We start from the raw sequence: 14,343 nt of genomic DNA, 5'->3' as shown, positions 1-14,343 counted from the left end.
TGACGGATCAGCCGCAGCCCTCCACATAATCCACTTGCGGCGGCTGCCCGACCCGCCAACTGGTGACCTTGCCGTCGGCATCGGTCTCGAACACCAATGCGGACCGGGTGGCCGCATCGGCCATGCGCAGGGTGAACGCGCCGGGGACGTATTTGTGCGGCTGTTCGGTCAGACCTGCCGGATACAGCGCGCGCAGCTGCGCCAGCGTCATGCCGACCCTGCCGCCGCCCGGGGCGAGCTCCTTGGGTTCGTTGGTCTGATAACGCACAAGGCGATCGCCTTCGAACATGAAACCGAAGCGGCGTGCATCCTCGGCCCACTGCGGCCGTAGCAGATAGCAGCCGCCGTCTGTCGTCGGCTCGCCGCGCAGGTCGCCGCCCCAGGCAGCGCGCGCCTGCGCTGCATCCATGCCCAGGCGCAGATCGCCGTACCCATCCAGGCGCGCGAGCGCAGCCGGCTGCTGGCGCAGTTGCGGCGGAAACGTGCCGGCCGGCGCAGTGGCCGGCGGAACCTCCCCGGCTGGCTGGTCGTTGGCGGCTGCCACCGGTGCGGGTGCCGCGTCGGACGCGGCCGTGGTGGCGTCCTCGGCACGGTTGCAGCTGGTCAGCAACAGCAATGCGCCCATCAAACCGAGCAATCTGGTGGTCATGCATGCATTCCTTACGGGTCCGCTACAGCGTACACAGCCCACATCGCGACGATGTGCAGAACGCGCTGGCATTGCCTCGTACCGATGTCATCGGCGCTTCATTGGCGGCGGGCAAGCTGGGTGCCTCGCAGGACCGCCGCCATGACCCCACGCAAGACCGAGCTCGCCCTCACCGCGCTGCAATCGCACCGCAGTCCACTCACCTTGCTGCAGCGACGCGCGCTGATCCTGGCCGACGGCCAGCGCGATCTGGCAACGCTGGCCGTGCTGCTGGGCGGCGACGGCGCCGCGCTGGTACATGCGCTCTGCGCGATGGGCTATCTGGAGTTCGGCACGCAGGCAGGGAGTGCGACGCGCACTGCCCAGGCGTCTGATTCCTCGCCGGCAGGCGTGCCCGGTACCCACGTGACGCCGCCAGCGGCACCACCGAGCGAAGAAGACCTGCAGCGCCAGCGCCGTCGCGCGGCCACCAATGCACGGCTGTACCTGCTCGACATCCTGCAGCTGCAACGCGACCCGGTGGCCGCCGCGCTGCATCGGCAACTGCAGGCCGCGCGCGCCGAAGACGCCATCGGCGCTGCCATTGCCGACGCGCTACGCGCCTTGCCGCAGATCACCTCGGCAAGCTATGCCGAGCGCGTACGTGCCCGGATTGGCGAGCTGTTGCCGGATGCGCTGCAGGCGGCTTGAGCGGACAACCGGAACCCTCGATCCGGCACCTGCGACCTCTGACTGCCGTAGCGCCTGATCAGCACATTCGCCCAACTGCCTGAGTTACTGCGCATCCTCTGAGCCGGGCGCCTGAAACGCCGCGCGCAATCCGGACCAGCACTGCTGGTAGTCGCCCTGCCGGTGCGCGGCCTGCAAGGCCTGCTGGGTGGGACGCAGCACCGCACGTGTTTCGAACATAAAGGCCATGGTGTCGGCGATCACATCCGGGCGCGTCAGGTCCGCATGCAAGGCCTTGTCGAAGGTCGCCGCATCCGGGCCATGCCCGCTCATGCAGTTGTGCAGCGAGGCACCACCCGGCGCGAAGCCGTCGGCCTTGGCGTCGTAGACGCCGTGCACCAGCCCCATGAACTCGCTGGCCACGTTGCGATGGAACCACGGCGGGCGGAAGGTGTGCTGCGCCACCAGCCAGCGCGGCGGGAAGATCGCAAAATCCATGTTCGCCGTGCCATGCGTGTCGCTGGGTGAGGTCAGCACGGTGAAGATGCTCGGATCCGGATGATCAAAGCTGATCGAGCCGATGGTGTTGAAGCGGCGCAGATCGTAGCGATACGGCGCGTAGTTGCCATGCCAGGCCACCACGTCCAGCGGCGAGTGGCCGATGTCCGCACGCCACAGATGGCCCTGGAATTTGGCCACCAGCTCGAACGCACCTTCGCGCTGTTCGTAGGCCGCATGCGGCGTTTCGAAGTCGCGCGCATTGGCCAGCCCGTTGGAGCCGATCGGCCCCAGGTCGGGCAGCCGCAGCAATGCGCCGAAGTTTTCGCAGACATAGCCGCGCGCCTCGCCATCGGGCAGCTCGACGCGGAAACGCACACCGCGCGGTATCACCCCGATCTGCTGCGGCTCCAGCTCCAGCACACCGAGCTCGCTATGGATGCGCAGGCGGCCCAGTTGCGGCACCAGCAACAGCTCGCCATCGGCATCGTAAAAGAAGCGATCGTGCATCGATGCGTTGGCCGCATACAGATGCACGGCGACACCGGACATCGCCTCCGGCCCGCCATTGCCGGCCATGGTGTACAGACCGTCGACGAAATCGGTTGGCGTGGACGGCAGCGGCAATGGGCTCCAGCGCAGTTGATCCGGCGGCACCGGGCCGCGCCCGAAATCGTTGTGGAGCTGCGACTGTTCGACCAGGGAAAAACTGCCATGCACGGCCGCCGGGCGGATGCGGTACAGCCAGCTGCGCCGGTTCTCGCTGCGTGGCGCGGTGAACGCGGTGCCGGACAACTGTTCGGCATACAACCCGTGCGCCACACGCTGCGGCGAGTTCTGCCCCACCGGCAAGGTACCGGCCACCGCCTCGGTCGCAAACGCGTTGCCGAAACCGGTCATGTAGTGCTGGTTGTTATGCATGGCATGCGTCCGGATCTTGGCCCTCCCTTCCCGGATGCAGAAGGTTGGGATTGAATTGAATCAGGCCGCTTTCCTACCGTAGAAGAGCTAAGCCTGGCGGATTAAGCCCCTCTCCTCGCGGGGAGAGGGGCTTTAACGACGTGCGTCTTCGTTGCTTTGTGTCGTCGGAAAAATACCTTGCCTGAGCGCGCTTGATTGCGACCACTTGCCGCCCGCTTCGTTGGATCCGTACCGGAGCCACATCCGACGTGACGGGCAGGCAGGCTGGACATCGCAGCACTTTGCACCACTCAAACCCGCACCGACCCAGTTAACCGCACCAACCACAAATCCCGAACAGCGAATCCCCAATCCCCGCCCTCAAAGCACCCCACGCTTCATCTGGTCGCGCTCGATGCTCTCGAACAGCGCCTGGAAATTGCCTTCGCCGAAGCCCTCGTTGCCCTTGCGCTGGATGATCTCGAAGAAGATCGGGCCGATGCAGTTCTGGGTAAAGATCTGCAGCAGCTTGCGCTGCTTGGTATCCACGTCGGCATCGATCAGGATCTTGTTGCGGCGCAGGCGTTCGACATCCTCGCCGTGGTCGGGGATGCGCAGGTCCACCACGTCGAAATAGGTATCGGGCGTATCCAGGAATGTCACGCCGGCCTCGCGCATCTTTTCCACCGAGCTGTAGATGTCGTCGGTGAAGCAGGCGATGTGCTGGATGCCTTCGCCGTGGTAGGCGTCCAGATACTCGTTGATCTGGCTCTTGGGGTCGGAGGATTCGTTGAGCGGAATGCGCACGATGCCGTCCGGGGCGGTCATCGCCTTGGACACCAGGCCGGTCTTGGCGCCCTTGATGTCGAAGTAGCGGATCTCGCGGAAGTTGAACAGGCGCTCGTAATAGTCCGACCAACGCTGCATGTTGCCGAAGTACAGGTTGTGGGTCAGGTGGTCGATGAAGGTCAGCCCGAAGCCGGCCGGGTGCTGGTCGGCGCCTTCGATCGGCTCGTAGTCGGCGTCGTAGATGCTGCCCGCATCGCCGTAGCGGTCGACCAGATACAGCATGCAGTCGCCGATGCCCTTGACCACCGGGGCCGGCACGGCGCGGGTGTCGGCCTTGTCCTGCACCGCTTCGCCGCCGTTGCCCAGCACGGTCTGCAGCACGGTCTCGGCCGGGGTACGGAAGCGGATCGCAAAGCCGCAGGCGCTCGGGCCGTGCGCGGCGGCGAAATCGGCGGCAAACGAATCGGGCTCTTCGTTGAGCAGGAAGTTGACCCCGCCCTGGCGATAGACGGTAATGGCACGGCTGCGGTGGCGCAGCACCGCGCTGAAGCCCATCTTGCGGAAGTAGTCGTGCAACTGCGCCGCCTGCTCGGCGGGCGCGGCGAATTCGACGAATTCGAACCCGTCGATCCCCATCGGATTGTCGAAGGTGGTGACCTGCATGCCCAGGTTCGGGCGGGTTGCGGTACTGCTCGGTTGTGCGCTCATCGTCGTTTCTCCACGCTAGGCCGTCCGCAGGGCTATGCGGGGTGGCAGAAGACCCGCGAGAATGCGCAGGCCACCCAAGGTTTGTAGTTGCAAATGAAACCAAAATCAAGACACAGTGCAACATGAGCGATCTCGACGCCCCCACCCCGCCGCCACATCCTGTGCTGCTCAACCTTGAGCAGTTCCTGCCGTATCGCCTGAGCGTGCTGTCCAACCGCATCAGCAGCAATATCGCCAAGGTCTACGGCGATCGTTACGGCATGGCCATTCCCGAGTGGCGGGTGATCACCATCCTGGCGCTGTATCCGGGTTCATCGGCCAGCGAGGTCTCCGACCGCACCGCGATGGATAAAGTTGCAGTCAGCCGCGCCGTGGCGCGCTTGCTGGAGCGCGGCTTCATCCGCCGCGAAACCCATGGCGACGACCGCCGCCGCTCGATGCTGGCACTGTCGCCGGCCGGCCGCCAGGTCTACGAGACCGTTGCCCCACTGGTCAACGAGATGGAACAGCGGCTGATGTCGGTGTTCAGTGCCGAGGAGCAGCAGATCCTGGAAAAGCTGATCGACCGGCTGGCCAAGGACGGGCTGCCGCGCATGGCCGGCAAGGACTGATAAAAAAACCCCCGCAGTGCGGGGGTTTTTGCATGCCACCGCAACGACGGATCAGGCCTGCGGCGGCGCCCACTGCTTGAGGAAGTCGAACAGCTTCCTGCGGTCGAAGCGCTCGCCCTTGCGCAGGTCCGGGCCGGTCTGGGTGGTCAGCAGCTTGCCGTCGTTGTCCAGCACCAGCAGCGACGGATAGTCGTTGAGCTGGGCGAACTGCGACAGGAACGCGGCATTCTCGTTGGCCGCATCGCGATTGACCTTGACCACCACGAAGTGCGCGTCGCGGAAGCTGCGCAGCTCCGCATCGCCGCCCATCAGTTCGTCCAGCGCCTTGCACGGCTCGCAGGCCGCATTGCCGACATTGAGCACGATGCGCTTGCCGCCGCGCTTGGCCTCGACCTTGGCGGTCTCCAGATCGGCGGCCGGATCGCGCGAGGGGTCGTACTGCGCATTGAGTGCCGCCGCCGCGGCGATGTCCGCCGCGGTGGGCGTATTGCCCGAGGACACCGGCTGGCTGGGATCGGCGCTGGGCGGCTTCTGCATCGAGGTATCCAGCGGCCGTGGCGCCTCCTGTTGCTCGGTGGGCTGCCCGCAGGCGCTCAACAGACCTGCCAGCAGCAGGCCACAGACAGTGGGTTTGATCGGCATCGCTGTTCTCCTCACTTCACACCATGCATCAGTTTGTTGATCAACGGCGCGATCAGGAACAACACCGCGCCAGCGCCCAAGAGCGCCCAAAATCCGAAGGTATACCCGCTCAGGGCCGAAGACACGCTCATCCCTTCGCTTCCGCTGACATGCCCGGCAAAAATGCCCGACAGGTTGTTGCCGATGCCGGTGGACAGGAACCAGCCGCCCATCCCGAAACCGACCAGGCGCACTGGCGCCAGCTTGGTCACCATCGACAGGCCGATCGGCGACAGGCACAGCTCGCCCACCGACTGGATCACGTACACCATGAACAAGGTCCAGAACGGCACCTTGCCAGCATCGTTGACCAGGCTCGACAGTGCAAACATCAGCAGCAGGAACGCCAGGCCGTTGAACAGCAGGCCCAGGCCGAACTTGCGCGGAATCGACGGGTTGAAGCGGCCGGCCTTGACCCAGATCCAGGCGATGACCGGCGCCAGCGTGATGATCGCAATCGAGTTCACCGACTGGAACCAGGCGGTGGGGAAGGTCCAGTCGCCGAAACTGCGGTCGACGATATTGTCGGCCAGGAAGGTGAACGAGCTGCCGGCCTGTTCGAAGAACATCCAGAACAGCACGTTGAAGGCGAAGATGATCAGCATTGCGATCACCTTGTCGCGCTGCACCTTGCCTTCGCGGATGCCTTCGACCAGCAGCATCACCGACAGGCCGACGAACAACACGGTCAGCACGATCTGCAGCACGTCCGCACCGACGGCGAGCAGGAAGTACACCACCGGGATGGCCAGCACGCAGCCGACCAGCACCATCAGCACGCGGCCGATGCCCTGCGCGTTCGGCGCCGGTGCACCGATGCCCTTGAGCTGCGCGCGGCCGATCCAGAACCACACCAGGCTGATCAGCATGCCCGCGCCGGAGGCCATGAACACCATCTTGTAGGACGGCATTGCCTGGGTGCCGAACACCTTTTCGGCCAGCAGCTGGGTCAGCACCGGCGAGATCATCGCGCCGAGGTTGATGCCCATGTAGAAGATGGTGAAGCCGCTGTCGCGGCGCGGATCGGCCACCGAGTACAGCTTGCCGACCATGGTGGAGATGTTCGGTTTGAACAGCCCGTTGCCCACCACCACGGTGGCCAGGCCGATCTCGAACATGGTGTGGTCGGGAATGGCGATCAGGAACAGGCCGGTGGCCATCACGGCCGCACCGACCAGGATCGAGCGTTGGTAGCCGAGCACGCGGTCGGCCACGTAGCCGCCGAAGATCGCTGCCGCATACACCAGCGCCAGATAGGCGCCGTAGGTGCGTCCGGCCGGCGCCTGGCCGGTGGCATCGCCGTTGAAGAACTGCGCCACGATGTACAGCACCAGCGCCCAACGAATGCCGTAGAACGCGAAGCGTTCCCAGAATTCGGTCATGAACAGCATCCACAGCGGCCGGGGATGACCGAGCAGCGTGGGGAACTCGGGCGGTGCCGGCGGCGGCGGGGTGGCGGCGGAAGTCGGCGCGGTAGCGTCAACGCTCATGGAATGTCCCTTGCGTATTCAGTAATGGCTGGGTGCCCGGAGCGTACCCCGGGAGACGCGCGAGGATCACTTAGACGTCATGTACGCGTCAAATTCGCAGGACTCGCCGGCCTGATGGCGGCCGCTCTGCGGGGATGACGCCCGTAGCGACCCGCTCAGCCCTTTTCAGGCTCACCGCGGCCACCACCCGCCGGCTCACGACCTTCCACGCCCACCGAGGTGCGCACGTCGAACAGCTCCGGGAAGAACGTCAGCGCCAGCGCCTGCTGCAGAAAGCCCACGCCGCTGGACCCGCCGGTGCCGCGCTTGAAGCCGATCACCCGCATCACCGTGCGCATATGGCGGAAGCGCCAGAGCTGGAACTGGGTTTCCACATCGACCAGGTCCTCGCACAGCGAGTACTCGCGCCAGTAGCGGTCGGTGTTTTCGTAGATGCGCTCGAACACCGGGCGCAGGCTGTCGTCGGCCACATGCGCGCAGGTCCAGTCGCGGGCCTGGTATTGCGGCGGAATCGCATGCCCGAAGCGCGCCAGGTAGCGCAGGAACTCCTCGTACAGGCTGGGCGCTTCCAGCACCTCGCGCAGCCGCGCCTGCCCCTGCGGGTCGTACGCGAACACCTGCAGCATCTGCGGGTTCTTGTTGCCGAGCAGGAACTCGATATAGCGGTATTGCAGCGACTGGAAGCCGGACGAGGGGCCCAGCACATCGCGGAATCCCATGTACTCGCTCGGCGTCAGCGTCTCCAGCACCGACCATTGTTCGGTGAGCTGGCGCAGCACCTGCTTGCTGCGCGCCAGCACCTTGCGGCACTGCCAGACCTGGTCGTTCTGCAGGTGCACCATCGCCGCGCGCAGCTCGTGCGCCAGCAGCTTCAGCCACAGCTCGGAGGTCTGGTGCTGGATGATGAACAGCATCTCGTCGTGGTGCGCCGGTTCGGACAGGGGCTGCTGCGCCGACAGCAACTGGTCCAGCCGCAGATAGCCGCCGTAGGTCAGCCGCCCCTCCAGATCGGTGTGGATGCCGGGTTCCAGGTCACGCAGATTCTTGTCGACGGGCATGGCGGTGCAGGTGGATCGGGCCGGTCAGGGTAGCTCAGTGGCGGGGAATCGGGATTCGGGATTCGGGATTCGGGAGGCAGTCGTTGCAGCGCGCGGCCTTGATGCATGTTGCTGCGTCGCATTGCCGTAGCAGCGTCCGGTTGCCTGGGTGGCCTGCTTGCTTGGCAGCCTGACGATGCCGTGGCGTACGCGACCGGTACTTCACACCTGAAAAATGCTGCAGCGGCTGCGCGCGCGCGCAGCTGCTGCGCCGGTGTCACCGTATCGTCAACCAAGGTCTGCAAATTCATGCAGAATCGAACGGCGCTGCCGGCCAGGGACGTGGCCGGACCAGGGGAGCGCTTCACGTCTCATGGATCAGGGGACTCTCATCTCATGCATGTGTTGCAGCGTCGTGCAGCCTTACTTCTCTGTGCGCTGGCGGTTGCCGGCCACGCCAATGCCCAGGTCGTCATCAGCCAGGTCTACGGCGGTGGCGGCAACAGCGGTGCCACCTTCCGCAGCGATTTCGTCGAGCTGCACAACATCGGCAGCACCACGGTCAGCCTGGACGGCTGGTCGGTGCAATACGCCTCGGCCGCCGGCAGCAGCTGGCAGGTCACGCCGTTGGCAGGCAGCGTTCCGGCCGGCGGCTATTACCTGGTCAAGCAGGCCGATGGCAGCGGCGGCAGCGTCGCGCTGCCCACGCCCGACGCCACCGGCACCATCGCCATGGGCGGCGGCGCCGGCAAGGTGGCGCTGAGCAACAGCGCCTCCGCGTTGAGCGGCGCCTGCCCCACCGGCAATGCCGACCTGGTCGGCTATGGCAGCACCGCCAGCTGCGCCGAAGGCAATGCGCCCACGCCGGCGCCCAGCAATACGCTGGCAGTGCTGCGCGGCGGCGATGGCTGCACCGACACCGACAACAACGCGGCCGATTTCGCCACCGGCGCGCCGGCGCCGCGCAACGCCGCCAGCCCCGCACGGCTGTGCAGCGGCGGCGGCCAGCCGATCGCCACGCTGGCCGATGTCAGCCAGGCCGAAGGCAACAGCGGCAGCCGCAGTTTCGTGTTCACGCTGAGCCTGAGCCAGCCGGCCGGCGCAGGCGGGGTGAGCTTCACCGCCGCCACCGCCGATGGCACGGCCACGGCCGGCAGCGACTATGTCGCCCTGCCCGCCTCCAGCGTCCGCATCGCCGCCGGCGAGCGCAGCGCCAGCATCACCGTGGAGGTGCTGGGCGACACCACGCCCGAGCCCGACGAGACCTTCGCGCTGCAGATCAACGGCCTCACCGGCGCGTTGCCGGCCACGCTGAGTGCCACCGGCACCATCCTCAACGACGACTTCAGCCTGCTGCCGATCCACGCCATCCAGGGCAAGGGCGCACGCTCGCCGCTGGAAGGCCAGGTGGTCGCCACCTCGGGCATCGTCACTGCCCGTCGCAGCGCCGGCTTCTTCCTGCAGGCACCGGATGCCGAAACCGATGGCGATCCGGCCACCTCCGAAGGCGTCTACGTCTACACCGGCAGCGCACCCCCGGATGCCGCCGCCATCGGCAACCGGGTGCGCGTGCAGGGCACGGTGCTCGAGTACGTGCCCACCGCCGACCCGACCCAGCCGCCGCTGACCGAGATCGGCGGCAGCCTGACCGTGCTGCTGGATTCCACCGGCAACCCGTTGCCGATGCCGGTGGCGTTGAGCGCGAACTTCCCCAACCCGAACGGCGCCTTTGATCAGCTCGAAGCGCTGGAAGGCATGCGTGTCACCGCCGCCAGCCTCACCGTCAATGCCCCCACCGGCGGCAGCGTCAACGAGACCAACGCCAGCGCCACCAGCAATGGCGTGTTCCATGCGGTGGTCACCGGCCTGCCGCGCGCCTTTCGCGAGCCCGGCGTGCAGTTGCCCGACCCGCTGCCGGCTGGCTCGCCTGCCGGCGTGCCGCGTTGGAACACCAACCCGGAAGTGATCGCCGTCGGCAGTGCCGGCGTGGGTGCCGAACGGCTGGATCTGGCCTCCGGCTGCGTCGTGCTGGATGTCACCGGCCCGCTGGATTACAGCTTCCGCCGCTACACGCTGTATCCGGAACGCACCCCGCAGGTGAACTGCAACGGTGCCGACCAACCGCGCCCGGCACCGGTACCGCAGGCCGACGACGTGGCCGTGGCCACCTACAACATGGAGCGCTTCTTCGACGACCAGAACGACCCGGCGATCGGCGAACCGGTGCTCACCCCGGCCGCGTTCCAGGCCCGCCTCAACAAGGCCTCGCTGGCGATCCGCAACTACCTGCACACGCCCGACATCCTGGGCACGGTGGAGGTGGAAAACATCAGCGTGCTGCAGACCCTGGCTGCGCGCATCAACGCCGATGCCATCGCCTCCGGCCAGCCCAATCCGCAGTACGTGGCCTACCTGCAGGAAGGCAATGACGTCGGCGGCATCGACGTCGGTTTCCTGGTCAAGACCGGTACGGTGTCGGCCGGCATGCCGCGCGTGGAAGTGGTGTCCATCGCCCAGGAGGGCAAGACCACCACCTGGACCGAACCGGGCGGTGGCGTGAGCCTGCTCAACGATCGCCCGCCGCTGGTACTCAGCGCCAGGGTGCATCAGGCCGATGGCCGCGTGCTGCCGCTGACCGCCATCGTGGTGCATCAACGCTCGCTCAACGGCGCCGAGACCGACGATGCCGCAGGCACCCGCATCCGCGCCAAACGCCAGGCCCAGGCCGAGTACCTGGCGCGCCTGCTGCAGACGCGCCAGCAGCTCGACCCGGCCGAGCAGGTGCTGGTGATGGGCGACTTCAACGCCTTCGAGTTCAACGACGGCTATGTGGATGCAATGGGCACCGTCACCGGCAGGCCGGCACCGGATGCGCAGACCGTGGTGAGCGGCGATGGCGCGGACCTGGTCAACCCGGACTACACCGATCTGACCTGGTTCAACACGCCCGACCAGAGCTACTCGTACGCCTTCGACGGCAACGTGCAGTCGCTGGATCACATCCTGGCCAACGAGGCGCTGATGCGCGCACCGGGCATCGCCTCGCTGTCGGTGGGCCACGCACGCATCAATGCCGACTTCCCCGGCACCGCGCGCAACGATGCCAATACGCCCACGCGCCTGTCCGACCACGACCCCACAGTGGTGCTGCTGCGCATGGCGCCCGCGTTGCGTGCCGACCTGGGCGCAACGGTCACTGCGGCACGCGCACAGGTCACCGAAGGCGAGCGCATCGACTTCAGTGTGGATGTGGACAACCGTGGGCCCGACAGCGCGGCGTTTGCCGCAGTGGCACTGGCCTTCGATGCCGCGGTCAGCCCACGGGTCACCGCGGCACCGGGCTGGAGCTGTCAGGCGCCGGAAACCGCGACCCAGACGGTGGTCACCTGCACCATCGCCTCGCTGGCAGCCGGTAACGCACAGCGCTTTGCCGTGCAGGTCGACGCTGGCGCGGAACTGGCAGGACGCACGCTGACCCTGGCCGCCTCGGTCGCCTCGCAAACGCCCGACCCGCAGCCGGACAACAACACCGACACCGCCGCAGTCAGTGTGCAGCCAGCGCTGCGCAGCGATCTGGCAGTGCGCCTGGAAGGCCCTGCCACGCTGCCGACCACCGCCTTCAACGCCACCTACCGGGTATTGCTGGACAACCGCGGCAACGCAGCGGCCACCGGTGCCAGCGTGCGGATCGAAGGCAACACGGTATCGGCCTTGTCGCTGCTGGTGCCGCCCAGCGGCTGGCGTTGCACCAAGCAACTGCCGTCGTTGCGCAACGCAGTGTTTGTCTGCAGCACCGCCGCCGCAGTGCAGCCGGGCGCGCAGGCCGTGTTCCAGCTGACCGTCGCGGCAAAGCCGATCCCGGCCGAACGCGCGGTGCGGGTGCAGGCCAGCGCCAGCTCGACCTCGCCCGATGCCAACCCGGCCGACAACACAGCGCTGATCGTCACCCCGATCGGTGGAGGCACCGGCCGCCGCTGATCGCAGTGCAACACGTCGCAGTTCTGTACTGCGACAAAGGGCGCGGCCTGGTCCGCGCCCTTTTTTTTGTGCAAGCCAGCATCATTGTGTGCTGCGGTGCAGGACAGCTTTTTGCTGCGTGGTCCTTAACATCGCAACTCATATCATTTGAAACTTCTTGGTGAAGGTGTCGCCGCAATGAGCGTAGCCGCGCAGTTCGAGATCGAATATCTGCAATACATGGACGCGGACGGCCAGATCGTCCGCGACGACCTGCCGGCCGACGCCGCCAACCCGCAACAGTTGCTCGCGCTGTTCAAGCGCATGCTGTTCGTGCGCACCTTCGACAGCAAGTCGGTCGCGCTGCAGCGCACCGGCAAGTTGGGCACCTATGCGGCCTGCCTCGGCCACGAAGCCACCCATGTGGGCATCGGCGCATCGATGCGCAGCGGCGATGTGTTCGCGCCCAGCTATCGCGAGTACGGCACCATGTTCGAACGCGGCGTGCGCCCGCGCGACGTGCTGCTGTACTGGGGCGGCGATGAACGCGGCAGCGACTATCCGCGCGATGCCGATGCGGCGATCGACTTCCCGATCTGCGTGCCGATCTCCACCCAGTGCCTGCACGCGGCCGGTTCGGCGCTGTCGTTCAAGCTGCAGGGCAAGCCGCAGGTCGCTGTGGCCTGCTGCGGCGATGGCGGCAGCTCCAAGACCGACTTCTACGCCGCGCTCAATTCGGCCGGTGCCTACAAGCTGCCGCTGATCCTGTGCGTGATCAACAACGGCTGGGCGATCTCGGTGCCGCGCTCGGCGCAGACCGGCGCGCAGACGCTGGCGCAGAAGGGCCTGGCCGGCGGCCTGCATTGCCTGCAGGTGGACGGCAACGACCTGATCGCAGTGCTCGAGGCGATGCGCCAGGCGCGTGCGCGTGCACTGGCCGGCGACGGCGGCACGGTGATCGAATTCCTGACCTACCGCCTGTCCGATCACACCACCGCCGACGATGCGCGGCGCTACCGCGGCGAAGAAGAGGTCAAGCAGGGCTGGGCGCGCGAGCCGCTGCTGCGGCTGCGCCGTTATCTCACCGCGCAGGGCCTGTGGGACGAGGTGCAGGAAACCGCCTGGAAGGCCGAATGCGGCGCGCGCGTGGACGAAGAGGTCAATGCCTACCTCAACACGCCGGTACAGCCGGTCGAAGCGATGTTCGATTACCTCTACGGCGACCCGCCGGCCGAGTTGCTGGCCCAGCGCGCCGAGGTGATGGCACAGGAGGCCCGTCATGGATGAGCTCAACCAGTCGCACCTGGCTGCGACACAGCAGCAGGCCAGTGCCCCTTACAACGCCGCAGCCACGCGCGGAGAGATCGCCATGAGTTCGCCCATCACCCTGATCGAAGCCATCACCCAGGCGCTGGCCTGGGAGCTGGAACACGACCCCGCGGTGCTGGTGCTGGGCGAGGATGTCGGCGTCAACGGCGGCGTGTTCCGCGCCACCGCCGGCCTGCAGCAGCGCTTCGGCAGCGAGCGGGTGCTGGACACGCCGCTGGATGAAACCACCATCGCCGGCCTGAGCGTCGGCCTGGCCGCGCAGGGCATGAAGCCGGTGGCCGAAGCGCAGTTCGACGGCTTCGTGTACCCCATGGTCGATCACCTGATCTGCCACGCCGCACGCCTGCGCAACCGCACCCGCGGCCGCCTGCATTGCCCGATGGTGCTGCGCGTGCCGTGGGGCGGCGGCATCCGCGCGCCGGAACATCACAGCGAAGCCAACGAGGCCATCTTCACCAACGTCCCCGGCCTGCGTGTGGTGTTGCCGTCCTCGCCGCAGCGCGCCTATGGCCTGTTGCTGGCCGCGATCCGCGACCCGGATCCGGTGATCTACATGGAGCCCAAGCGCATCTACCGCCAGTACAAGGAAGTGGTCGCCAACGATGGCGAGGCGCTGCCGCTGGACGTGTGCTTCGTGCTGCGCGACGGCACCGACGTCACCCTGGTCACCTGGGGCGCGCAGGTCAAGGAAGCGCTGGAAGCGGCCGACAAACTCGCCGGCGAAGGCATCAGCGCCGAGGTCATCGACGTGGCTACGCTGCGCCCGCTGGACTTCGACACCATCGCCGAATCGGTCGCCAAGACCGGCCGCTGCGTGATCGTGCAGGAAGCCCCGCGCACCGCCGGCTTCGGTGCGGAGATCGCCGCGCAGCTGGCGGAAAAATCGATGTACGACCTGCTCGCACCGGTCGAACGCGTCACCGGCTACGACACCCATATCCCGCTGTTCCGGCTGGAAATGAAGTACCTGCCGAGCGTGGAGCGCATCGTCACCGCCGCCCGTCGCGCGGTGGCCGCCGGCTGAC

General features: G+C 66.8%; 11 protein-coding genes. 5 read left to right on the top strand and 6 right to left on the bottom strand.

All coding sequences use genetic code 11. From position 1 onward, the window contains the following. Nucleotides 1-7: 7 nt before the first annotated feature. Nucleotides 8-625, bottom strand: a complete 618-nt coding sequence (locus ABQ137_RS02680) for a lectin (RefSeq protein ID WP_349781512.1) — start codon at nucleotides 623-625, stop codon at nucleotides 8-10. A gap of 165 nt (nucleotides 626-790) precedes the next feature. Between ABQ137_RS02680 and ABQ137_RS02675 the strand changes: the two genes are divergently transcribed. Further along, nucleotides 791-1,339, top strand: coding sequence for a hypothetical protein (locus ABQ137_RS02675; RefSeq protein WP_349781074.1), 549 nt, complete (start codon nucleotides 791-793; stop codon nucleotides 1,337-1,339). 84 nt (nucleotides 1,340-1,423) lie between these two features. Here ABQ137_RS02675 and hmgA read toward each other — a convergent pair whose 3' ends face one another. Beyond that, a complete protein-coding gene (gene hmgA / locus ABQ137_RS02670; RefSeq protein WP_349781072.1) occupies nucleotides 1,424-2,737 on the bottom strand; it encodes a homogentisate 1,2-dioxygenase in 1,314 nt (437 codons plus the stop codon). 360 nt (nucleotides 2,738-3,097) lie between these two features. Then, on the bottom strand, nucleotides 3,098-4,213 hold the full coding sequence (gene hppD / locus ABQ137_RS02665) for a 4-hydroxyphenylpyruvate dioxygenase (RefSeq protein WP_024938217.1): 1,116 nt from the start codon (nucleotides 4,211-4,213) through the stop codon (nucleotides 3,098-3,100). 122 nt (nucleotides 4,214-4,335) lie between these two features. Here hppD and ABQ137_RS02660 point away from each other — a divergent pair, with 122 nt between their 5' ends. Next, nucleotides 4,336-4,824, top strand: a complete 489-nt coding sequence (locus tag ABQ137_RS02660; protein ID WP_024938218.1) for a MarR family winged helix-turn-helix transcriptional regulator — start codon at nucleotides 4,336-4,338, stop codon at nucleotides 4,822-4,824. 51 nt (nucleotides 4,825-4,875) lie between these two features. On the opposite strand, the gene ABQ137_RS02655 is transcribed toward ABQ137_RS02660, so the two are convergent. The 3 genes from ABQ137_RS02655 to ABQ137_RS02645 form a co-directional block, all read right to left on the bottom strand. Further along, complete coding sequence (locus tag ABQ137_RS02655) at nucleotides 4,876-5,466, bottom strand: thioredoxin family protein (RefSeq protein WP_054592411.1); 591 nt, start codon at nucleotides 5,464-5,466, stop codon at nucleotides 4,876-4,878. Nucleotides 5,467-5,477: 11 nt separating this feature from the next. Further along, the gene (locus ABQ137_RS02650; RefSeq protein ID WP_349781070.1) at nucleotides 5,478-6,995 is read right to left on the bottom strand and encodes a peptide MFS transporter; all 1,518 of its coding nucleotides are present in this window, start codon (nucleotides 6,993-6,995) and stop codon (nucleotides 5,478-5,480) included. A 155-nt stretch (nucleotides 6,996-7,150) separates the two neighbouring features. Then, nucleotides 7,151-8,053: a tryptophan 2,3-dioxygenase gene (locus tag ABQ137_RS02645; RefSeq protein WP_104554510.1), complete on the bottom strand. Its 903-nt coding sequence runs from the start codon at nucleotides 8,051-8,053 to the stop codon at nucleotides 7,151-7,153. A gap of 375 nt (nucleotides 8,054-8,428) precedes the next feature. Here ABQ137_RS02645 and ABQ137_RS02640 point away from each other — a divergent pair, with 375 nt between their 5' ends. From ABQ137_RS02640 to ABQ137_RS02630, 3 genes are all read left to right on the top strand, one after another. Then, nucleotides 8,429-12,010, top strand: a complete 3,582-nt coding sequence (locus tag ABQ137_RS02640; RefSeq protein WP_349781069.1) for a lamin tail domain-containing protein — start codon at nucleotides 8,429-8,431, stop codon at nucleotides 12,008-12,010. A 177-nt stretch (nucleotides 12,011-12,187) separates the two neighbouring features. Continuing rightward, the gene (gene pdhA, locus ABQ137_RS02635; RefSeq protein WP_349781068.1) at nucleotides 12,188-13,276 is read left to right on the top strand and encodes a pyruvate dehydrogenase (acetyl-transferring) E1 component subunit alpha; all 1,089 of its coding nucleotides are present in this window, start codon (nucleotides 12,188-12,190) and stop codon (nucleotides 13,274-13,276) included. Further along, nucleotides 13,269-14,342 (top strand): alpha-ketoacid dehydrogenase subunit beta, encoded by a 1,074-nt coding sequence (locus ABQ137_RS02630; RefSeq protein WP_039515775.1) that lies wholly within the window; start codon nucleotides 13,269-13,271, stop codon nucleotides 14,340-14,342. The genes pdhA and ABQ137_RS02630 overlap by 8 nt, the downstream gene beginning before the upstream one ends. Nucleotide 14,343: the final 1 nt, after the last annotated feature.

It is taken from the genome of Xanthomonas sp. WHRI 8393, from assembly GCF_040203315.1.
Classification (GTDB): Bacteria; Pseudomonadota; Gammaproteobacteria; order Xanthomonadales; family Xanthomonadaceae; genus Xanthomonas; species Xanthomonas arboricola.
The sequence above is the reverse complement of the archived record's forward strand: the minus strand, read 5'-3'. Positions and strand labels throughout refer to the sequence as shown.